Source organism: Weizmannia agrestimuris, from assembly GCF_943193165.1.
Lineage (GTDB): Bacteria > Bacillota > Bacilli > Bacillales > Bacillaceae_C > Weizmannia > Weizmannia faecalis.
The window spans coordinates 49,757-71,578 of the sequence record NZ_CALPDC010000012.1 but is presented as its reverse complement, the minus strand read 5'-3'; the positions used below and the strand labels follow the sequence as shown (position 1 = coordinate 71,578).

The following is a 21,822-nucleotide window of genomic DNA, read 5'->3' as shown; positions in this document are numbered from 1 at the left end:
CCATTACAAGTTCCAATGGCAGCACTCCTTTTCTTATTTTTCAGTTTTATTATAAAGGACAAACGTTCGTTTTTCAATACTCATTTTTGCGTTTATCTCCCAATTTTTTAGAACGACTCACGTACATAAACAGAATCTGCCCGATTAGCCGTTTCTGTTAAGGAAATGGGTAGCCAATCCAGGATATTGTAAACGGGGACCGCCTAAGCCTTTCACGCGATCCTTGTACTGCTGCTGATTACCACCTTTTCCGCCTGCACTTATTTGTTTTACCGAAAACGGGACTTAAATATGTGATATATAGCGGGAAACTTTTGCTTTACCGCTTTTCTGCCATTTACAATCCATGGAAGAAAACAGCGCCTGCCACCCTGAGCGATGACCGGCGCACATTATTACTTTTTCCGAAAGGCCATGATCAAGGCAACCAGTGATAGCACAACCGATACGATTGACAAGATGAGCGGCAGGGTGTTGGATGAAGAGCCGGATGTTTTGTCGTCGTTGGTTGTTGTATCATGGGTTTGGGCTTGACCGGTGTCCGAACCTTTTACTATTTTTGTAATTGAATGGGGGTTGTCGCCGTTTTTGTCCTGCGTCCACTCGACAATACTGCCGTCTTTGTAATATTGGTACGCATCCCAGGCGATTTCGGTCTCACGATTCGGGTTTGTAGCAACAATTGTAAACTGCTGGAACTGTCCCGGTAAAATGCCTTTTCCATCAGCCTTGAAAGTAAAGGTCTTGGTTTTTCCGTCTGAACCTTTTTCAGCTGAATAGGTCCAACCCGGCACCGGTTCATATGATTCAATTTCGACGCCCTTTGGTGTTTTAATTGTGACTTTGGTCGTTGGAATATTTTTTTCTGTCGGCACTTTAATCGTATAGGTTTCCCACGCGCCGGTTGTAGATGTGGCCGGGCTCACGGTTACGTGGGCACTTGCTACACCTGCAAACAGAAATAAACCGAAAAATGCCGGCAGCACGACTCTGGCAAACTTCTTCAACATTTTTCCTTTTCTCCTTTCATTGGAACCACTTTTTGAACGCCGTCTTTCCCTCTCAGTCAGGCTGGCTTGCGACACGAATGGAAAAATCCAAGTCAATCGTGTTCAAGTCTTTCCAAAACTTAGGCATGCACGTTCCAGCCTAATACAGAGAAACTGATCTTTTTTCCCTCAATCAGGCTGGCTGCCAACATGAACAGAGAAATCCGTGTCGATGGTATTCAAATCTTTTTTCAAAACGTGGACATGCACGTTCCAATGGCCTGCCATATTGAAATCCATTCCTTTTGCGCGGTAGTAACCGTCTTTGACTTTTTTCAATACTTTCGACTCGCTGCCCATTTCCATTTCAAGCGAAGTAAAAGTTAATGTCACTTGCTCGATATGCTCTATCGGCCGTCCATTGCGGTCTTTCAACGACAATGTAAATGTATTTTCCCCTATCACATTCGGAGTAGCCGAGAACGTCACTTCTTGTTGGTGGACAGTTTTCGTTTCTTTGAACGGTCCGGGTGCCGCCGTCGCAGTCGGTAAGTTTGTCAAAATGACAGAGAGGACAAGTACGGCAATCCCTGTTGCCAGTTCACCCGATACGGATGCAAAAAGTCCTTTTTTTCTGCTTCGCCTTCCGTTCCAAAAATTTAACGCGGCAAGCATGATCATCACGAGAAGCAACAGGATTTTAGCAAACAGCACTTTCCCATAAAAGGTCGTTACGAGTGATCGCAAGTTTGGCACATAGGTGATGCTGCCCAAAACGCCTGTCACAGCGAGCACAACGACAAGGGCAATACCCCATTTTGAAAATGCCCTGATCATCCGAAAATAATGCGGCTTTGTATCCTCATGCCTTGCCAATGGCATAAAGACGGCGAACATGGCCAGGCTGCCAATCCAAATTTCTGCCGAAAGCAAATGGAGAAAATCCAGCGTCACCTGCCATACGGGGTGCGGGGCTGAAGCAGCATGGCCAATCAACGCTTTAGTGAGCACCCATCCAAGCGCAGAAACGAGTGCTGCAAAAAGCAAAACAGGATTTTTCGTCTTTGAATGGAAAAATACCAAAGCAGCCAGGCACAGCAACAGGGCCATCTGTACCAGCCATATATGCCCAAAAGCCGTACTTGTCGTGAAACTTTTTAATACGCTGGCATGAAGCACATGGCGCCATGAAGTCGTCAGTTCAATGGACGCCGTTAAAGGCAAACTCAATAAAGTGCCCACAACCAGGAACAAAATACCTATTTGCAGCATCTTGCCGGATGCTTTCTTTATATATGAATTGTGGCCGGCCTCCCGCGGAACAATGAGCAGGGAAAAGAAAAACATGCCGGCAATACACGCAAAACTGGCATATTGCAGCCAGCGGATCAAAATCAAGTCGATTTTGGGCGTATACCCTGTTTCCGTTCCGGAAGTGGATGGTTGCTTCGCCTCATGTCCGGATCCAACTTGAAAAGGAATAACGCCTTGGACAGGGTGCCCGTCACCGGAAACCGCTTTCCATTGAATTTGATATGTACCTTTTGGCAAATTTGTGCGCAAGCCGCATTCCAAAACAGCCCCATTGCGGGAGTTGATCCTTCCGTCTTTCCGGTCAACCCGCTTCCCATCCTCATCAAATACTTGAATGGAATAATTGACGGGCTGGATTTTTTCATCAAATTGGATGGTCACCTTTTTCGGCGGTGCTTTCCATACTTCATTTTCAGAAGGGCTGGATTTTACGATGTACGCATGCGCAGACGCCATGGAAGGTAAAATCAGCACCCCAAACAAGAGCAAAACGGCAAATAAAAAATACTTTCTAGTCTTCAAATGAACCTCCCTCCTTTCAAAATGAGATACGCGCGATTTTCCCGCGATCAAATCCATCGTATACTTAGAAAAATGCAATAGATACCAGAGGACCGCTCCCCGAGGAAAGACACTATTAGCTTAATACATGATTTCACGATTTACAAATGAGAAGGATTTTCAACAAGTGTTTGTGAAAAAGGAAGTACTTGCCATCCCCCGCAATCTGCCAAACATCATTTGGCACTTTACAGGTGACGGGTATTGTAACGGTAAATGCCGTTCCTTTTCTGGTTCGTTTTTCACATTCCAATTCTGCCCATCAAAAGCGATAGAATTTAAAACAAAAGACCTGGTTCCCTTCACATGAAAACCAGGTCTTGCCTTTATGGATCATTTGTCAATGCCTGTAATGATTTGACCTCTCAACCGATTGTCAAACCTTGATATTTTTTTATTTCTTCCAATGTCGGAATCGCGTCTTGTCCGCCAGCACGGGAGACTTTGATACCAGCCGCAACCGATGCAAACCGAGCCGCTTCTACAAGGTCATCCGTATCAATAAGCGCATCGGCAATGGCACCGGCATAGCAGTCGCCTGCCCCAACCGTATCCACAGCCTGCACTTGGATAGAATCGACAAAAGTGATTTTGCCTTGCTGACAAACAAGGCTGCCTTTGCTTCCCATTTTAACAATGGCATTCGGGACTCCGAGTTCATGAATCTTTTGAGCCGCAAGCAGCGCACTTTCTTTATCCGTCACTTTAATACCCGTGATCGCTTCCGTTTCCTGGCTGTTTGGCAGTACAAGATCAGCATATCGGAAAGCCTCCGGTGTAATGCCGCCAGCCGGTGCCGGATCGAGAATAACATACATGCCGCGTTGTTTTGCCAGCTTCATGGCTGCTAAAATCGACTCTTTGCTTGTTTCCATTTGTATCAATAAAATTTTCGCTTTCAAATTCGCGAAAGCTTTTTCAATATCTTGCCCGGTTAATGCTTCATTGGCGCCGATTGTGCCAACCATCGTGTTTTCCCCTGACTGGTCCACAAGTGCAATAAACGTCCCGGTTCCGGCTTTATCTGTCTTCATAACGCCGGTGACATCCACACCCCGGCTGCGCAAATTTTCAAGCATCTGGTTGCCTGCGCTGTCATTGCCGACCGAACCAACCATTGCAACCTTTTTGCCAAGTGTTGCTGCGCTGGCTGCCTGGTTGGCACCTTTGCCCCCCGGCAGCATTTTAATCGATTGGCAAAATTCCGTATTCCCGTATTTCGGATAAGTTTCACAGTTTACCACAACGTCCATGTTAATGCTTCCTACCACCACAACATCGAATTCCATTGTCGGTTCCTCCTCTGTATGTCCGTTATTAATGATGCAATTGCCACAATGCCTCATCCATATATGCCGGCTGATTTTCGTTTTTCTGATGGTGCCGTGTTCACTGCAGCATGGGCGTCTAATAAGTTTCTCGTACGCTCCACATTTTCCCGCAGCGTGCCTTCCTTTTTAAACACGGCGCTTGTTCCGCACACATACATTGTGGCGCCGTTTTCTTTGCAGGCCGGAATCGTAGATGCACCGATATTCCCGTCTACCTCTATCTCAATATTAAATTTGTTGCGTGTGATAGTTTCATGGAGACGGGCAATTTTATCATACACAGCCGGAATAAATTTCTGGCCGGCAAATCCCGGATTCACCGTCATTACAACAACGTAATCGGTTACGTCATAGACATAATCCAGCACATCAAGCGGCGTTGCTGGATTAATGGCAACACCGGCTTTTAAACCCTTGTTCTTGATCCTGGCAAGTGCTCCCTGCAAATTATCGGTTGCTTCTGCATGAATGGAGATCATATCTGATCCGCAGTCAGCGAATAAATCAATGAATCTTTCAGGCTGTTTAATCATTAAATGTGTATCCAATGGTTTATCAGTCAGCTTTCGGACGGTCCGGATAAAATCGGGTCCAAGTGTGAAATTCGGCACAAATAAGCCGTCCATTACATCAAGATGGTAAAAATCAACACCGGCTTCATCCATCTCTTTTATGTTTTCTGCTAAACGTCCCAAATCTGCACACATCAAAGACGGTCCTATTTTATTCATCTTCTTCACTCCTCGTATAACCCCGCGCCATGGGGGGTATTTCGTTTTAAAACGGAAACCGAAACAGGGGCAACGCTCACTTGCATGAAGCCAAAATTAAAAACTTTGCCCCGGACTCATCATTTCCTTTTTTTGCTTCACAAATGGGACGGAATTGCCTTGAATCAAGGTGCAGCTCTCCATCCCCCGGAACCCTGCCGGCTATCAATCAACCGATGACTCCCGTACAACAAGTTCGGGTTTTACTTCATATTTCCTCGGTTTTTCGTTTTCATTCCGGATTAAACGGTTCAATTCCTCAATCGCCAGCCGGCCTACTTTATGTTTTTGCTGGTCAACCGTCGATAATTGTGGCGTGGAGAACCGCGAAAACTGGATATGATCATAGCCAACGATTTTCATATCGGAAGGCACTTTTAACCCGGCTTCCGTACAGGCGCGGATGGCCCCCAACGCCATGGCATCATTCGAACTGAAAATACCATCAAAGGACGCTCCGCTATTTATCAGGCCTTTCACTGCTTCATATCCGCTTTCCATGCTGAAATTCCCGTAAACGACCTGTGGCACTTGCCCATGCCCATCCTCTTTTAAAACTTCCAGGTAGCCGGTTAAACGGTCATTTGCACTTTTTTCATCTTTCGGGCCCGACAGATGGACAATTTTACGGCATCCGCCTTCTTTTATAAGGTGCCGTACCGCAAGTCTTGCTCCTTTTTTATGATCCACTGTAATGGAAGAATAAGGGTGGTCCGACTGCGATCTGTCGATGGTAATGGTACGGACTCCCCGGCTTTCCAGGAAATCGAGATCTTTTGTTTTCACGTACAGCGAATTAATAATCGCACCTGTTACATAGCTGCTTAGAACGGAATCCAGGTAGTATTTTACTTTTGCCCGTTCATCATCGCTGTTGCATAAATACACATGGTAACCATAAGCATTGGCAGCTTCTTCAATCGCCTTCACCAATTCCGGAAAAAAAGGATTTTCCAATGAAGGAATCAGCAAAGCAATTAAATTTGTATTTCCTTTTGATAAACTTTTTGCCAATGTATTCGGCTTATAGTTCATTTCTTCTGCAATTTTACGTACGCGTTCAATCGTTTCCGGGCTGGCTTCGCCTTTATTGTTCAAAATTCTGGATACCGTTGCCGTTGAAACACCAGCTGCTTTTGCCACATCGCGTATTGTTACCATGAGCATAAACTCCTTTTCGTCTTACGTAACCGATTACGTTACTAATGTAAGCCTTTTTCTTTATTTTGTCAACGGTTTCTTTTTGTAAAATCATTTTTTTCGTATATTCCCCGGTTTCTTCTATATATAGAACTTATCCAATTTGCCAGCAATAATCAGGATAGCTGCAAAAACGTTTGATTTCCCATCTCTATATGTTAAATCTGTTTTTGCGTACAACGCCCTATACATCTAAATTTTGGCCAAAGCTGCCGGAATTGTTGGCAAGACCAGGGCTTTTGCCTGTTCAACGCTGGCTGGACCGGTGAAATCCGTTTTATTTTTCCGCAAAGCAGGCTGCCTTTTAGAAAAGGGATCAAAATGCTAGAGGAAATTTGGATATATTTTCTTTTATGAAAACGGTTGAATTTTTTTTGGGAGTTTGCTATATTATAGACAATCCTTTTTGTTTCGTTTACGTAACCGGTTACGAGGCAAAAGGAGGGACACAACCATGATGATTGTCGATAAATTAAACGAAGGTTTTCGCTTTTTTATAGACTTAGGCGCACCAGCCATGATGTTTTTTATCATTACCATTTTATCTTTGTGTGTAGGCGTATCCATCTCGCGTTCCATTGAAGGCGGGATTCGGATGGCATTGGCGCTCACAGGTATGAGTGCCGTCATCTCATTATTGACAAGTGCGTTCGGCCCGGCCCTTCAAAACTTTGTGAAGGCAACCGGCGTATCGCTTGGCATTACCGACCTAGGATGGGCGCCGCTCGCGGTCATCACCTGGGGATCGATTTACACACTTTATTTTGCTTTTATTTGTCTCATCACAAACTTCATTCTTTTGATTACGAAGACAACCAGCACATTAAATGTCGACCTGTTTAACATTTGGAACATTTCCGTTCTTGGATTGCTCATTTTGCATTACTCCGGAAACAATATGATTGTCACAACTTTGTTTGTCGCATTTGTTTACGCGCTCATGCTGATCAATTCGGATGTCATGAAACCAACTATTAATGAGCTCCTTGATTATGACCAAACCAATATTACAACAACGGCACACCCGTCATTGTTAGTCGCTCCAGTTGCGATGGTGTTTAACAAGGTGATTGACAAATTTCTCCCGTTTATTGATAAGTTTGACTTTAATGCCGAAACCCTCAATAAAAAAATCGGTTTCTGGGGAAGCAAATTTGCGATTGGTGCATACCTCGGGATTTTCATCGGTTTATTGGGGCAGCAATCTCTCAAAGATACTTTTGCGCTTGCTTTTACCGCAGGGGTTTCGCTTGAATTGTTTGCTTTTGTCGGCGGATGGTTTGCCCCGGCGATTGACCCGCTATCAGACGGGATTACCCAAATCATGAGCAAGCGATTGCGCGGAAGAAAACTTTTAATCGCCATTGACTGGCCGATTCTTGCCCCAAGAGCAGAAGTTTGGGCGGTAGCCAACATTCTTGCGCCGATTCTGTTAGTGGAAGCCATGTTTTTACCAGGAAACCACGTCTTGCCGCTTGGAGGGATTTTGCTGACGGTGCTGACGCCGGCACTCTTGATTGTTACCCGTGGAAGAGTGATCCGGATGACCATTATCGGAACGGTGATGATCCCATTGTTCCTTTGGGGGGCAACACTCATTGCCAAATTCTTAACATCAGCATCGATTGCCATGCACAGTTTTCCGGCAGGGCTTTCAAAAGGCGCACTCTTCTCATCTGTTGACTCGGATCCAATTGAGAAAATGCTCGCCATCTTGTTTGGGAAAGCAGCTAATACGCTGGATTTGAAGCTTATTGCTTTTTCCATTCTGGCACTGGCCGGATACATCCTGCTGTTTGCCTGGTACCATAAACAAATGCGGAAAAGAAACGCAGCCATTGACGAGACGATCCAAGCACAATCCGCCCAAAACCAAAGTTCCAGTGTAAAAAAAGTGCTTAAAGCGGAATAATTGAGAAATACCGCCCTGAAAACGGAAAGAGGTTTTCAGGGCTTTTTTAGCTATGGGCGGCTCTTCATCAATTTCCCAAACGGCAGACAAATATTTGCACGCTGACAATTTACCGTCTTTGTTTCACGGCTTGGGCATCGTTCACTGGGGATTTCATCCATCTCCCGTCCGTGCGTTCTCTCCCATCAGCAAAGCGCTTCACCTCCCCTGCCGCCGGCTTGCGTTTCGAAGCGGCAGGGCTTATTTTCCTATATCCATAGCAGCACTCCCTTTTTTACAAGATTCACCAATATTCCCTTGTTTTTAAACTTCGGGTATGCGATCAGCCGGTTCAGATCTTTTACGGTTAATGCAGAAGGCGGGATGGCGAGTTCGTATTCGCCCCGCAACTGATATACGAGTGACAGCGCATATTCCGTTTGTTTAGGTGTCAGTGAATAATCTTCCGCACTGGCAGTCTGCCCGGCTTTTGTTTTGCCCATTTCAGCCAAAAGCGCTTTTAATTTGGCATCGACAAGTGCTTCTATTTTTTCCTGGCTGATTTGCTCCTTATCCCGCCTTTTAAGCCATTTTTCCAAAAACCCTCTAAGCAATGACTTTCTTCAAAAATTGTCCCTGATACTATTTTACCAAGCCGGCCAGGGATTTTTCTATATTTTTAGTGTAATATGTATTTTCATAGGAAAATTGTCGCAGCCGGTATAGTATAATGAGTAAACAAGATGGTTTGGAAGGAATTGGAATGGCCGTTACGATTCCTGAGTCAATCAGGTCTTCCGCAACAGCGGGAGAGCGCTGTTGTTCCGTGCGCTGAAACCATCCGGAAAGCACGGTTAGAAAGAAACGGTTTTGCGGAAGCAGGTCAGCCAATAAGCATTGCTGGGCGCAAAAGCAGGAAAAAAATCGATGTGCAAAAACGGCGGGACACTTTATGTTGCCCGCCGTTTTGGATGGCAATACGATGGAAATCCCCGCCAGATTTGGCGGTTGCCGCGCATTTCAGGCTCCGGCCCGTTTTCCAAAAGCGAAGTGCTAGTCCATGTTTAATATCCCGTTTTGTGGAATCTCAATTTGAAAATGGGTTCCTTCCGTTGAACTTTCAACGATCCGGATATTGCCGAGATGCTCTATAACGATCTTTTTTACATAAGGCAAGCCTAATCCCATTCCTTCAGATTTCAACGACAAAAAAGGGTTAAAAACACTTTCCCATTGTTCCTGCCCAATCCCTGTGCCGGTATCTTTAAAATGAATCATAATCATTTCCTGGTCCACTTCAATCTGGATCGCAATTCTCTTGTCTTTTCTATCTTCAGGAATCGCCTCTATGCTGTTTTTAATGAGATTGATAAAAACTTGTTTCAAGTTTGCTTTATTGACGTACGCATCAAGGGAATGATAACAATTCTTCAGTTCAACTTCAATATGATGTTCTGTTAAAATGACTTGGGAAAACTCAAGAGACTCCCTGATAATCGATTCCAGATTTTCTTTCTTAAAAGTGGTGGAAGATGACTTCAAATACGTCTTGTAGTTATCTACTAAGTCATCTAAATGCTCAGAGGATTTTTCTATCATATTCAAATAAACTTTATCTTTTTCATCCATACCGGCGCTTGCATTTAACATTTGGGAAAAGCCCTTAATGATTTGATTCGCATTTTTTACTTCATGAATCAAACTTCCGGCTAAGTTGCCGGTATAATCCAATTTCATCTGCCTTTCCATAAGTTCATAATAGTTCGCCTTTATATTGGCACCTAACTTTATGAACTCCATGACGATCAAGGTTGAGAAAATGATCACCCCGATGCTGCTGGAAATACCGCCGGTTTCAGGAGAGAAGTTTAAAAAACCGAATATGTATAAAAGCAGGGAATACAGGCTAAACCTTGCCAAGAATCTTTTCATATTTTGATTTACCATTCTTTTCGTCATCAAAAATATAAGGATTAAAAACAGTAAGAAGCTGCCCATATGTAAAATATACAGCCAGATCAGCGGCCCGTATTCAGGAAATAAAAAGATGGCATTTTCTCCATTTTTATGCGCCACATACAGGTCTTTTGTACCTAAACTTGTCCAGTTTATAAAATAAATAACCGTACTCCAGAAAATTAAAAAATATAAAACCTTTTGATTGAGTAAAACATTCGATAGTTTGTCCAGCCATTTCCGTCCTGCCAGAAGTGTCGGCTGGCCTTTTATAATAGAAAAAGCAATGTAATATACAACTGGTATGGAAAAAGTCGTCCCGCCTCGAAGAAATTTAAAAAGAACAAGGATCGTTTCCTTGCTTAATACTTTTCCGAGAAAAAGGACGCCGATATCGAATTGCCAGGCCGTGATCAAAAGCATATAGAATCCCAATACCAAAGACAGCTTTAACTCTTTATATAATGATTGCATGCTCACGGCCAGGACAATCGGAATGAATCCTATCGTAAAAATCAATACCCCAATAACGATAGTACCTCATCCCCTTTCTAACTCTTGATGTATTTCTTCATATAGGCACATGCGTTATTGCCGCCAAATCCATGGTTGGTGATGGCCACTTCATGAACCTCCCGATAGATGGTCTCTGTTATAATATTCATTTCTTCATACCCGCGTCTGGTTGTTCGGATTGTTGGCGGGATAAAGCCGTATTGCAAACTTAAAAGCGATGAAATGACTTGTAATATGCCAATGACGCCAAAAGGATTGCCATACATGCTTTTGATTGAAGTATAGGGAACTTCATGGTTAAACAACTGTTTGGAACAGCGCTGCTCGATTTGGTCGTTCAGTTCAATGCCAAGTGCCTGGCTGTTGATGTAATCCGGCATTCTTCCCATTGTGACTTCTTTTAATGCGTTTAACATTTGGTCCCCGGATTCGTCCAATGAAAAAATATTGATCCCATCATTATTGGAAACGACATCAACTATTTCGCCTTTTATATCTGCTTTTCGTTGAACGGCATCTTCTTCCCTTTCCAGCACGATTGCCCCTGCCGCTTCTGACATTGCAAACCCCTTGCTTCCTTTTTGAAACGGCACAGCGCCTTCTTCAAGCGTCTGGTTAAGCGGGATCGTTTTTGTTTTTGCAAACGCATAAGTCGTCGCATTACATATAGGGCTGTCCGTTCCGCCAACAATGGCCACATCCACTTTTCCACTTTTCAAGTAAAGGATTGCATCTTCTACTGCTTCCAAACTGGATGTGCAACCTGTTGTAATCGTTTTTTCGACGCCCCTAGCCCCGATATAATGGCCAATGGCAGCCGTGATACTATGGTAATTCGCATAGTGGGAGAAGATGAGTGATACTTTTCGATACAGTTCTTGATTGGCGTAGTGGATGGAATCCTGGTACAGTTTCTCTCCCGTAGCACCAAGGGATGATCCAAAAAACAAGCCTACTTTTTTATGCCGGACATCCAGCCCGGAAGACGCAATTGCTTCTTTTACTGCAGCAACCCCCATTTTTGTTACTTTCGGGAGGCGCTTTAGTTTATCATCTGCTTCTATTTGTTCCAGGTCTTCATCTTGGATAAGCCCAGCAATGGTTGATTCTCCTTTTGGCCCCATGCCCTCCACCACTTTTAATGTACAAACGCCGTTTTTCAAGTTAAACAAATACTGATCAATGCTCCTCGTATTTGGTGCAAATATCCCGTACCCAGTACATACTATTTTCATAACGGCCCCACCTATCGAGTATTTTACTTGTCTATTATAGCAAAAACACGGTCATTTTTATTTATTGTTTTGAAAAAATACAATGGTTTTGCAAATTGTGTTGCCCCTTACATGAAAATGATTTCTTTTAAAGCTGCCCATCCATGCACAGGCGGATGGATTACAACAATTTTTTAAAAAATAGTTGCAATCTCCTCCCGCCTGAGGTATACTAAAGAAGAATTATTTTTGTTCGGTGTAAAGAATGGCATAGTGAATGACTTTTCATCTTGATGACCACCTTGGACAAGGATAGTAACACATTGTGTGCAGTTGCACACCAGGAGGCAATATAAATGGAACAAGGTACAGTAAAATGGTTTAACGCAGATAAGGGCTTTGGCTTTATTGAACGAAATGGTGCAGACGATGTATTCGTTCACTTCTCTGCTATCCAAGGTGAGGGCTTCAAAACTTTAGACGAAGGTCAAAAAGTATCTTTTGATGTTGAACAAGGTGCTCGCGGACCGCAAGCTGCAAACGTTGAAAAAGCTTAATATAGAAAATGATAAAAAACAGGCTCTGATAAGGAGGGCCTGTTTTTTTATTTCTTCAAAATCAAAAACACGCTCACTTATGTAGCAGGAAGCTGAAACAAAAAGACGCCCATGCCATTTGGCACCTGTAACAGAATAAAAAACAGCCCCCACAAATTTTCAGCACAAGCATTGATGTTTGATTAACCGTAATCAGCTAGTAATGCCTTCATTGTCAGGATTCCCTCTTCCATTTCTTCAAAACTCGGATATGCGAAGGACAATCGAACCGTATGGTGATGATCATCATAAATAAATCCAGGATTTATCAATACGCCAGAGTTTAAACATTCCTTGAATAATTTTCTTGTATCTATATTACCTTTAAAAGCTACCCATATGAAAAATCCGCCTGAAGGTTTGGACCACGTTGCATAATCTGCCAAATGCCGGTTTAGCAATTGTAATAGAAAATCTCTTTTTTGTTTCAACCGGGTTCTGGTCCTTTCCATATGTTTATCGTATAATCCCGAAGAGAGCATTTCTAATACCAGCATTTGCGACACATAGCTGGAGCCGTAATCCAGTTGCATTCTTAAGTCACTGAGGCGTTTTATTACACTTTCAGGGCCTGCCAGCCAACCGATCCTTAGACCGGCTGCAATTGTTTTCGAAAAACTTCCAATATACAATACCTGTCCCTGTGGATCAAATGTTTTTAAAGGGGGCGGGGCGGGTTCATCGATCCATAAATCCCGGTAAATATCGTCCTCAATCACGGGCAGCTGAAAGTATTGGCTTTTTTTCATCAGTAGTTGTCTCTTCTGCATTGACATCACGGTTGTTGTTGGGTTTTGAAAGGTCGGGTTCACGTACAGAGCAGCTCGGTGGTTCTTAATATTTTGCCGGAATAGGTTCTCCACATCAAGACCATTTTTAACTATAGGAATCGGTTTCAACTGCATGCCGGCAGCCCGGAATAAATTAATAGAATATACATAAGACGGGCGTTCTATAAAGACTGTTGATCCTTTATTTAAAATACCGACTGAAATGAGTTTTAAAGCTTGCAAAGCTCCAGAAACGATAAGAATGGATGAGGGAGAGGCATGTATACCGTGTTTCAAAAGATTCTTGCTGATTTCTTTCCGTAAATGGATGTCCCCAAGACCGTCTCCGTAACCAAATTCATGTAACAAACCAGAAACCTTCTCGGCTGCTTTAGCAATTTCAGCGTGAGGAAACAAATCAACCCCTAATTCTCCCTTACTGAGTTGAATGATCCCCTTTCGATTCTCCATTTCATTGATGAGTTGTACAGTACGATCGCTGGGAGGATGTAGTGCCCATTTTGAAAGCTCGTTCCAGTCCGGGGGTGAACTGGCAGTCAGCAAAGACAACGGATGATTGACAATGTATATGCCACTGCCTGTTTTCCCTTCAATTAATCCTTCAGATTTTAATATTTCAATAGCAGTGATCACAGTACTTCTGTTTACATGAAATTGTTTTGCCATTTCCCGCTGGGTGGGGAGTTTACTTCCGACGGCCCATTCTCCTCTTGAAATTTTCTCTCTAATTAAATGAACAATTTGAAGATAAAGGGGTGTTTTATCCATCAAATAAGCCCTCCGAATTTGACATTCCAATTGGCTGGTTTTTATTCCTTTAAATTGGTTGAAGATTTCCTTTTCTCATTATTTTATTATAAAGATGCAATACAATCTGTCAATTCATACAAAGGAGAGGAAATGATGAACAAGTTACAGAGTAAAGGATTGAGCCGGTATCCAGTTGCAAATATTTTATCGTACGAAGTGTTAAACCTGCCGGAGAGCAGATGGTAATGGCATAAAAAATGAAATGGAAAGTATTATATGCTTATAGTGTTACGGTTCTGCTATGGGGATCGGCTTTCCCGGCGATTAAATTTGGACTGCAATCTTATAGTCCTGGCCACCTTGCAGCCTTACGTTTATTTATAGGTGCGATTGGATTGACCGTTTTTGCAGTTGTTCGAAAGATAAAACTTCCTGATTTAAGAGATGTACCGGCTGTTTTATTATTAGGATTTTTAGGTTTCGCTGTTTATCATACAGCATTAAGTTATGGGGAAAATTCCGTTAGTGCCGGGGAATCCAGTTTAATCGTTTCCACTACTCCTATTTTTTCAGCCATTTTGGCAGCATTGTTTTTAAAGGAACCATTACCGAAAATAGGATGGCTTGGTTCTGTTATAGCCTTTCTCGGAGTGGCGATGATTTCTTTTGGAAAAGATGATTCATTGGCCAAGTTATCCTTAGGGGCTTTATGGATTTTAACTGCAGCATTGGGTGAAAGCTTTTATTTTGTATTTCAATCTAAGTATCTCAAAAAATACGGTTTTCTCCCTTTTACTGTTTATACCATCATTGCTGGCGCCGTATGTATGTTGTTTTTTTTACCAGGTTTGGCCGGAGAAGTATTAAGGGCTTCGGCATCATCGACATATGCGGTACTATATTTGGGACTTATTCCAACCTTAATACCCTACTTTGCTCTGGCCTATATCACTTCAATAGTAGGAGCTTCCGAGGCAACCAGTTCTCTTTATTTGACACCGGTGATCGCACTTATCATTTCATGGATTTGGTTAGGCGAAATCCCTGCGTTCCTGTCATTGGCAGGAGGAACGTTGGCATTAATGGGGTAAGTCTATCGAGTTTTAAAGGAAACAAGGAACAGGATGATACTGCGGTTTAAGTCCATAAAGTTACTTGTTAAATGGCATGCAGTCTTTTCCTTGCTTTTATACCGGGAGGAAGATATTTATGATATTGCGGCGCCCAATGACTCAAAATCATACATATAAATGGGTGATTCTTTTTATTGCAACATTCTCACAAACTTGTGCTACGTTTGTCACTTATGGGATGGGACCATTGGCAACTTTTTATCAAAAACAGTATAGCTTATCCCAGTTCGAGACAGGGTTAATCGTATCAGCAGTGAACATTGGCCCCATTTTTTCCATGCTTATTTTCGGAAACCTGATGGATAAGTATGGAGAAAAGTGGATAGTCGGAACAGGATCAATCCTTCTCGGAATGAATGTATTCATCGCTTCTACAACAGACAAATATGCATGGTTATTAATCATTTTAATGTTTGTAGGGATATGGTACGGAACGGCACAGCCAGGAGGAAGCAGTGCAATTATAAAGTGGTTTCCTAACCAGCACAGAGGTTTGGCAATGGGAATCCGCCAAACAGGCATCCCCATTGGCGGAGCACTAGCCTCAGCCATCTTACCTTACTTTTATTTTCGTTATGGGTTATCGGCAGCCATTTTGGCGCAAGCCACAGTGGCTATTTTGGGTGGGTTCATTTTTCTCATTTTTTACAAAGACCGGCAAGAGAACAAGAATCCAAAAGTGCAATACGGGTTCATGGAAAAAATAAACAAAATAAAAAACAACGCTGAACTTTATCCTGTGTTTTTTATTGGCATTACGATGATTTCCTTACAATTGATTATCGTAGCCCATTTAATGAGTTATCTCACGAATACGTTACAATTCGGTCTGAAATTATCAGGGCTATTTTTAAGTTTAGCCTTAGTAGGAGGGATGGTTGGAAGAGTCATATTGGCCTGGATCAGTGATACTGTATTTAAAGGAAATCGAAGCAAGCCATTACAACTCACCATTTGGTTAACGGTAATATGTATAGCCTGTTTGGTATTTCTCCCAGCCTCTATTCCTTTATGGATCACCAGCTTATTATGTTTCCTGCTTGGATTTCTAGGAATGGGATGGTTCAGTTTATTTATTGTTTTAGTGTCAGAAAAATCAAACCCGCATTTTATCGGTTTAACCGTGAGCTTTGCATTAACTTTGAATCAGTTTTTCATTGTTATCTCGCCGGCTTTGTTCGGAATTCTAGTAGATTATTTTAAAAGCTATAGAATTCCCTTTTTATTACTGGCATTTTCCATCTTTATAGGGGGAATATGGTTATGGGTTACAGAACGTAATCGTGACTTGAAAAACCACGGCACACGCCCATTCGAAAACGAAAATAAGCCATAGCATCCCCAAAAAAGCACTTAAAGGAAAGAAAAAATAGACTTGCCTAGAACACGATAAACTTTCCGGAACCTTCATTTGAAATTTGTTAAATGATGCCTTTGAAACAGCGGGGTTCAAGCCCAGCCGGTTATAAAGGCGCGCTTTTTGTCTCATCCTCTTCGCCAAAAGCGCGCCTTTACAGCACCGTTCAAAGGAATCGGCATGGCAAAATACATGTCCAGGCTGTTGGGGATCGCTTTTGAAGGCGACTTTACACACCACAGCATCGGAATCATCAGCCTGTTTCTCTTAGGCGACAAAGGAATCAGCACAGCCGCAAAAGCCGGAAAGATGGGCAAAAAGTACAGGCAGATTACCTGCACTTCAGGCAGCCGGAGCAAGGGCTGGAAAAATGCCGTATTCGTTAAAAGAAATGATGCACATGTTTTGAACCTGTTTTTCCTGCCGGGGATTGCGCAATTGGAAAGCAAGCGGAACAGGTATGAACTAAAACATCTTGATTAAAATTACACCGGAAAGCATGATGGCGAGGCCCAGTATTTGGACGGGCACAATTCTTCTCTTTAATGATTTAAACAGACCGAATCGTTCCACTACAAGGCTCCCGGTAATCTGGCCGAACAGTGCCAGGATCACGGTTTGCCCTGTGCCAATATGATCGACAAGCAACACGTTAATCAAAATGTACAGCCCGCCGATGATGCCGCCAAGCCATACCCACCATGGAGCGGATTGCTTAACCGGCTCCTTGATATTCATAAAACTGCGGTCTTTTATGCCAACGATAAGGACGAGCACCACAGAACCGACAAAAAATGAAATGAAGGCAGCGTGAACTGGAGAATGGAGCACTGTGCCCAACTTTCCGTTTATTGCTGCCTGGACAGCCATAATCATACCGGCCGTGATTCCCAACAGCCGCCAAATCCATATATTTTCTCCCTTTCGCTCTTCTATGGCAGAATGGCGTTTTGCAATGGCTTCCGGAACAACGACTGCAAACACTACCCCTGCAAGGACAAGAAATACGCCAATCGCCCTGTTTATGCCGAACGATTGTCTAATGGAGTGAAACCAGCCGAATTGGTCGATGAGCATCCCCATGAGAATCATGCCTAAAATTGGCATGACAGTCGTTTGTACACTTCCCAGTTTGGGGAAAAGGAGAATATTGGAAGTCAGCCCGATCACACCGCAAATACCACCAAACCAGATCCAAACAGGCTGGTTCAAGAAAAGACTGGTAGGAACCCCTAAAGGTGTCCGGCTTACAGCTGTTGCAGCGGCCAAAAAGACAGTTCCAACCAGAAATGAAATCATGGAAGCCAAAAAGGGAGATACAACAAACTTTCTTAATTGGGAATTGATCGCTGTTTGTACAGCCAAACCGAAACCAATTGCAATGCCTAAAAAAACTGCGAACATGGCGCCCTCCTTTAGCATGCCATTTTCAAACGAATCGTTTTGCCCGGACCCGCGCCGAACACTTCCTAAGCACTAATCAATTCAGGTTCAATTGCATTGCTTCCAGGCGCATATTAAAAAAGTGTGTTGCGGACCGGAAAAGCAAATAAAGGATATCTAAAAGCCCGAAAACGGAACAATCAGGAACAATTTACCAGCTCTATCTCAGATACACAAATATTTTGCTCAAAGGATGCAATTGTTCAAGCAATCAGCATTTCATTTGTATCCTTCTCGAATATCAGTTCGAATTTTAGAAAAAGAGGGAATTCCCCCTTTTTTTGGTTGCTTTTTCTGAACAAACCCCAATACTACCAGAGATTCGGGTACTTTTTCACTTTAGCTTCTCTGATTCATCATTACCATCGTTCCTGTGTCTGCCCCCATTTTGCAATATTATCCAAAAACTTTCCGGTTGGTTTTTAATTTTCCTAGCGGTGCTGTTTATCCGAATGAACATCTATATTAAAACCACCCGAGCCTGGAAAACATAAGCAAAAAGACGGATGGACAGGCTTCTTTGGGCTGGTAGACTAAAAATGAAAGGGATTACAAAAGGGAGGGTGGCATTTTGAAAAGATCCGGATTGTTTGTCGTCTGTTTTGCGTTGTTGTTTTCACTTATGCCCGGCTTCCGTGTACAAGCGAAACAGGATGGGCATTGGAGAACAAGGGCAGAAGAACGCTGGGTGTCCCATGAATTGAGAAAAATGACGGTCGAGGAAAAAGTCGGGCAGCTGTTCATTGTTCATGCTTACGGAAAAACACCGGAAGATCCCACCTACGCCGAAACGAATATCGAAAAAGGGCGTGGCGGCACAAACTTCAAAGAAATCATCGAAAAATACCATATTGGCGGCGTCATCTATTTTAACTGGTCGGATAATATCGGCACCCCTGTTGATGCCAAACAAGTGCAGCAGTTATCCAACGGCCTGCAAAGAATTTCGTTAAAACAAAAGCCTCGCATTCCGCTCTTTATCTCTACGGACCAGGAAGGCGGCGCGGTTGCCCGTGTACTCGAACCGGGGACCGTTTTCCCGGGGAATATGGCAATCGGCGCAACCAGGTCTGCAGTCAATGCGAAAAAAGCTGCAGAGATCATGGCAGTGGAACTGAAAAGTCTCGGCATCAATATGGACTTTTCCCCGGATCTGGATGTCAATGTAAATCCGGCCAACCCGGTGATCGGCGTCCGTTCCTATTCAGAAAATCCGGACCTTGTCGCATCACTTGGCACTGCCCAAATCGCAGGATTTCAAAGCCAAAATGTGGCCGCCACCGGCAAACACTTTCCGGGCCACGGGGATACGAATGTCGATTCCCATTACGGCCTGCCTGTCATCCATCACGACTTGAAAACATTAAATGACGTAGATTTAAAACCGTTTAAGGCCGCGATCGCATCCGGCGTTGACGCAATCATGACCGCACACATTGTTGTACCGGCACTCGATGATTCCGGCCTGCCGGCTACGCTTTCGAAAAAGATCATGACCGGCCTCCTCCGTGAAAAACTGGGTTACGACGGGCTGATTGTAACCGACAGCCTCGATATGTCCGGTGCAAACGTCCTTGCCCCCGAGCAAGTGCCGGTAGCAGCATTTAATGCAGGCGCGGACATTTTACTCAATCCGCCCGATGTGGAAGTTGCCTGGAATGCTGTGCGAAATGCAGTGAAAACTGGCGAAATTAGCCGGAAACGCTTGGATGAATCTGTTGCGAGAATTTTACGGGTGAAATATGAACGCGGCATTGTCCGGAACCCGTTTACATCTGAAAAAGCGTTAAGCCATTTTGGCACCCCCGAACATTTGAAAGTTGCACAAAAAATAGCAGACGAAAGCATTACACTGGTTAAAAATGAAAATAAAATATTGCCGCTCAATAAAACGAAAAAAATATTCGTAACCGGCCCATCTGTTGCAAACAGCAGCCGCCTTGCCGGCCTTCTGAAAGAAAAAGGGTTTATAACCGGCAATACGAGCACAGCGGCCTCGCCAACACAGGAGGAAACCGCTGTGGCAGTAGAAAAAGCACAAAATGCCGACGTGATTGTCGCTGCCGCTTACAATGCAAATACCAACACCGCGCAACAGGCATTTTTAAAAGCGCTGAAAAAAACAGGCAAACCGGTCGTAATGGTTTCAATGGGCAATCCTTATGACATTGTGGGTGCACCTGATGTGGACGCGAATCTTCTGACCTATGGAAACCGCAACGTTTCTGTGCAATCTGCTGCAAAAGCGCTCGCAGGCGAAATCAACCCCGGCGGCAAATTGCCCGTCACCATTCCGGGGTACGACCCGTTCGGCCACGGTCTTCATTACTAAAAGGGGGGAACTTGGTTGAAGAACAAAGGGGTAAAATTCGTTTTATGGGTTGGATGCATCCTTTTGCTGGCAGTCGGGTCCATCCCGTCTCTTGCCTTTGCATCCGGCGGATATCATGGCCACCCATTTTCTTGGGATGCGCCCGGCAAAAGTTCAGCAGTACTGCATAAAGGAACACCCGCGTCTGCCGGAATGGCCCAAGACCCGCTCACAGACATTGACAAAGCGGTAAATGACGCGATTGCGCAAAAAGTCATGCCGGGCGCCGTTGTGCTTGTCGCAAGGAAAGGCACGATTGTAAAAGAACAGGCATACGGCTATGCATACCGTTATACAGACGACCAGTTTACAGAAGCATCCGTCCCGGTCCTTGCAAAAACAAACACCATTTACGACATTGCTTCGATCAGCAAATTGTTTACATCCATTGCAGCCATGCAGCTGTTTGAAAAGCGGAAATTTGCGCTTGATGACCCTGTCGCAAAGTATATTCCTGCATTCGCGGAAAACGGAAAGGAGAACGTGACCATCCGCCAGCTGATGACACACACTTCCGGGTTTGAGGCGGGAATCCCGGTTTATAAAATGGGAACTTCCCGCAAAGACCGACTCGAAATTGTTCTGAAACACGGACTGCAAAATCCCCCGGGAACGACGTATACGTACAGCGATTTAAACATGATTACACTTGGCGTTTTGGTTGAAGTTTTGAGCGGGCAGCGGCTGGATGCTTATGTAAAAACGCATATTACCGGCCCCCTCGGCATGTGCGATACGATGTATAATCCGCCCGCTTCGTTAAAAACGCGCATTGCCGCAACGGAATTTCAGCCGTGGACTGAAAGAGGAATGATCCGGGGGCAGGTGCATGACGAAAACGCGTGGGCGCTGGATGGCGTTGCCGGGCATGCGGGCGTGTTTTCCACCGCACATGACCTTGCTATACTTGCACAAACGATTTTACAAAATGGCAAATATGCGGGCACCCGGATCTTAAAACCGAAAACGGTCCGGCTGATGGAACAGAATATGAACAGCGCTTTTCCCGGCGATGATCACGGGCTCGGCTTTGAATTAAACCAGGGATGGTACATGGATGCGCTCTCCGATACAAATACAATGGGCCATACCGGCTACACCGGCACATCAATGGTGATCAGCCCGAAAAACCAAACAACGGTCATTTTATTGACCAACCGCGTCCATCCGACCCGGAACACTGTCTCGACAAACGGAATCAGGCGATCTGTTGCCCGGCTTGCTGCGGACGCCATCCCGGTTGCCGTTCCGGATAAACACGGCGCATGGTTTGCCGGTTACGGCGATAATAGAAAAGCTGTGCTGGAGGCAGATGTTGACTTGAAAAGGCCGGCGTTTCTCCATTTCCGGACCTGGTACCGAATGGAACAAAACGCAGACTTTGGGAAAGTGGAGGTTTCAACGGACGGGAAAAACTGGACGAAAGCCGGCAATGCTTTAACCGGATCAAGCGGCAACTGGCGGCAGATGTCCATCCCACTCCCTGCCGGCACGAAACATATCCGCTTTGTGTATGAAACCGACGGATCAGTGAACGGCCGCGGCTGGTATGTGCTCCATCCGTCCGTCGTATCACACGGTAAAACTGCGAAAGTATCTTTTACAAGCCATGACTGGGCTTTGCGGAACCGTTAAAAGG

17 protein-coding genes are annotated in these 21,822 nt (G+C 44.2%); 7 read left to right on the top strand and 10 right to left on the bottom strand.

What is annotated here, in order from left to right:
- Nucleotides 1–395: 395 nt before the first annotated feature.
- From NFR98_RS07245 to NFR98_RS07225, 5 genes are all read right to left on the bottom strand, one after another.
- Nucleotides 396–1,010 (bottom strand): YcnI family copper-binding membrane protein, encoded by a 615-nt coding sequence (locus NFR98_RS07245; protein ID WP_014097042.1) that lies wholly within the window; start codon nt 1,008–1,010, stop codon nt 396–398.
- 168 nt (nt 1,011–1,178) lie between these two features.
- The gene (locus tag NFR98_RS07240) at nt 1,179–2,825 is read right to left on the bottom strand and encodes a copper resistance CopC/CopD family protein (protein WP_110134213.1); all 1,647 of its coding nucleotides are present in this window, start codon (nt 2,823–2,825) and stop codon (nt 1,179–1,181) included.
- A 404-nt stretch (nt 2,826–3,229) separates the two neighbouring features.
- Nucleotides 3,230–4,153, bottom strand: coding sequence for a ribokinase (locus tag NFR98_RS07235; RefSeq protein WP_071452131.1), 924 nt, complete (start codon nt 4,151–4,153; stop codon nt 3,230–3,232).
- 53 nt (nt 4,154–4,206) lie between these two features.
- Entirely contained in the window at nt 4,207–4,926 is a 720-nt protein-coding gene (gene rpe, locus NFR98_RS07230) for a ribulose-phosphate 3-epimerase (RefSeq protein WP_017552347.1), read from the bottom strand.
- A gap of 204 nt (nt 4,927–5,130) precedes the next feature.
- Nucleotides 5,131–6,126 carry a LacI family DNA-binding transcriptional regulator gene (locus tag NFR98_RS07225; protein ID WP_071452132.1) on the bottom strand — a complete coding sequence of 332 codons (996 nt, stop codon included), beginning with the start codon at nt 6,124–6,126 and terminating at the stop codon, nt 5,131–5,133.
- A 493-nt stretch (nt 6,127–6,619) separates the two neighbouring features.
- Here NFR98_RS07225 and NFR98_RS07220 point away from each other — a divergent pair, with 493 nt between their 5' ends.
- Complete coding sequence (locus NFR98_RS07220; RefSeq protein WP_063613106.1) at nt 6,620–8,077, top strand: PTS transporter subunit IIC; 1,458 nt, start codon at nt 6,620–6,622, stop codon at nt 8,075–8,077.
- A gap of 248 nt (nt 8,078–8,325) precedes the next feature.
- Here the strand turns inward: NFR98_RS07220 and NFR98_RS07215 are convergent, their stop codons facing one another.
- The 3 genes from NFR98_RS07215 to NFR98_RS07205 all read right to left on the bottom strand — a co-directional run bounded on the left by NFR98_RS07215 (nt 8,326) and on the right by NFR98_RS07205 (nt 11,763).
- Nucleotides 8,326–8,655, bottom strand: a complete 330-nt coding sequence (locus NFR98_RS07215) for a hypothetical protein (RefSeq protein WP_014097035.1) — start codon at nt 8,653–8,655, stop codon at nt 8,326–8,328.
- A 454-nt stretch (nt 8,656–9,109) separates the two neighbouring features.
- A complete protein-coding gene (locus NFR98_RS07210; RefSeq protein WP_237340694.1) occupies nt 9,110–10,531 on the bottom strand; it encodes a sensor histidine kinase in 1,422 nt (473 codons plus the stop codon).
- A 32-nt stretch (nt 10,532–10,563) separates the two neighbouring features.
- Entirely contained in the window at nt 10,564–11,763 is a 1,200-nt protein-coding gene (locus tag NFR98_RS07205) for a beta-ketoacyl synthase N-terminal-like domain-containing protein (RefSeq protein WP_017552341.1), read from the bottom strand.
- A 335-nt stretch (nt 11,764–12,098) separates the two neighbouring features.
- Between NFR98_RS07205 and NFR98_RS07200 the strand changes: the two genes are divergently transcribed.
- Nucleotides 12,099–12,299, top strand: a complete 201-nt coding sequence (locus NFR98_RS07200; RefSeq protein WP_017552339.1) for a cold-shock protein — start codon at nt 12,099–12,101, stop codon at nt 12,297–12,299.
- A 182-nt stretch (nt 12,300–12,481) separates the two neighbouring features.
- On the opposite strand, the gene NFR98_RS07195 is transcribed toward NFR98_RS07200, so the two are convergent.
- Nucleotides 12,482–13,897, bottom strand: coding sequence for an aminotransferase-like domain-containing protein (locus NFR98_RS07195; protein WP_104851634.1), 1,416 nt, complete (start codon nt 13,895–13,897; stop codon nt 12,482–12,484).
- A gap of 239 nt (nt 13,898–14,136) precedes the next feature.
- Between NFR98_RS07195 and NFR98_RS07190 the strand changes: the two genes are divergently transcribed.
- From NFR98_RS07190 to NFR98_RS07180, 3 genes are all read left to right on the top strand, one after another.
- Nucleotides 14,137–14,970 (top strand): DMT family transporter, encoded by an 834-nt coding sequence (locus NFR98_RS07190; RefSeq protein ID WP_104851635.1) that lies wholly within the window; start codon nt 14,137–14,139, stop codon nt 14,968–14,970.
- 118 nt (nt 14,971–15,088) lie between these two features.
- Nucleotides 15,089–16,348, top strand: a complete 1,260-nt coding sequence (locus NFR98_RS07185) for an MFS transporter (protein ID WP_251459884.1) — start codon at nt 15,089–15,091, stop codon at nt 16,346–16,348.
- 201 nt (nt 16,349–16,549) lie between these two features.
- A complete protein-coding gene (locus tag NFR98_RS07180) occupies nt 16,550–16,852 on the top strand; it encodes a hypothetical protein (RefSeq protein WP_026684428.1) in 303 nt (100 codons plus the stop codon).
- On the opposite strand, the gene NFR98_RS07175 is transcribed toward NFR98_RS07180, so the two are convergent.
- Nucleotides 16,835–17,773, bottom strand: coding sequence for a DMT family transporter (locus tag NFR98_RS07175; RefSeq protein ID WP_026684429.1), 939 nt, complete (start codon nt 17,771–17,773; stop codon nt 16,835–16,837). The genes NFR98_RS07180 and NFR98_RS07175 overlap by 18 nt on opposite strands.
- Before the next feature lie 610 nt (nt 17,774–18,383).
- On the opposite strand from NFR98_RS07175, the gene NFR98_RS07170 reads away from it, so the two are divergent.
- Together NFR98_RS07170 and NFR98_RS07165 are read left to right on the top strand one after the other, a co-directional pair.
- On the top strand, nt 18,384–20,144 hold the full coding sequence (locus tag NFR98_RS07170; protein ID WP_251459882.1) for a glycoside hydrolase family 3 protein: 1,761 nt from the start codon (nt 18,384–18,386) through the stop codon (nt 20,142–20,144).
- Nucleotides 20,145–20,159: 15 nt separating this feature from the next.
- On the top strand, nt 20,160–21,818 hold the full coding sequence (locus NFR98_RS07165) for a serine hydrolase domain-containing protein (RefSeq protein WP_251459880.1): 1,659 nt from the start codon (nt 20,160–20,162) through the stop codon (nt 21,816–21,818).
- Nucleotides 21,819–21,822: the final 4 nt, after the last annotated feature.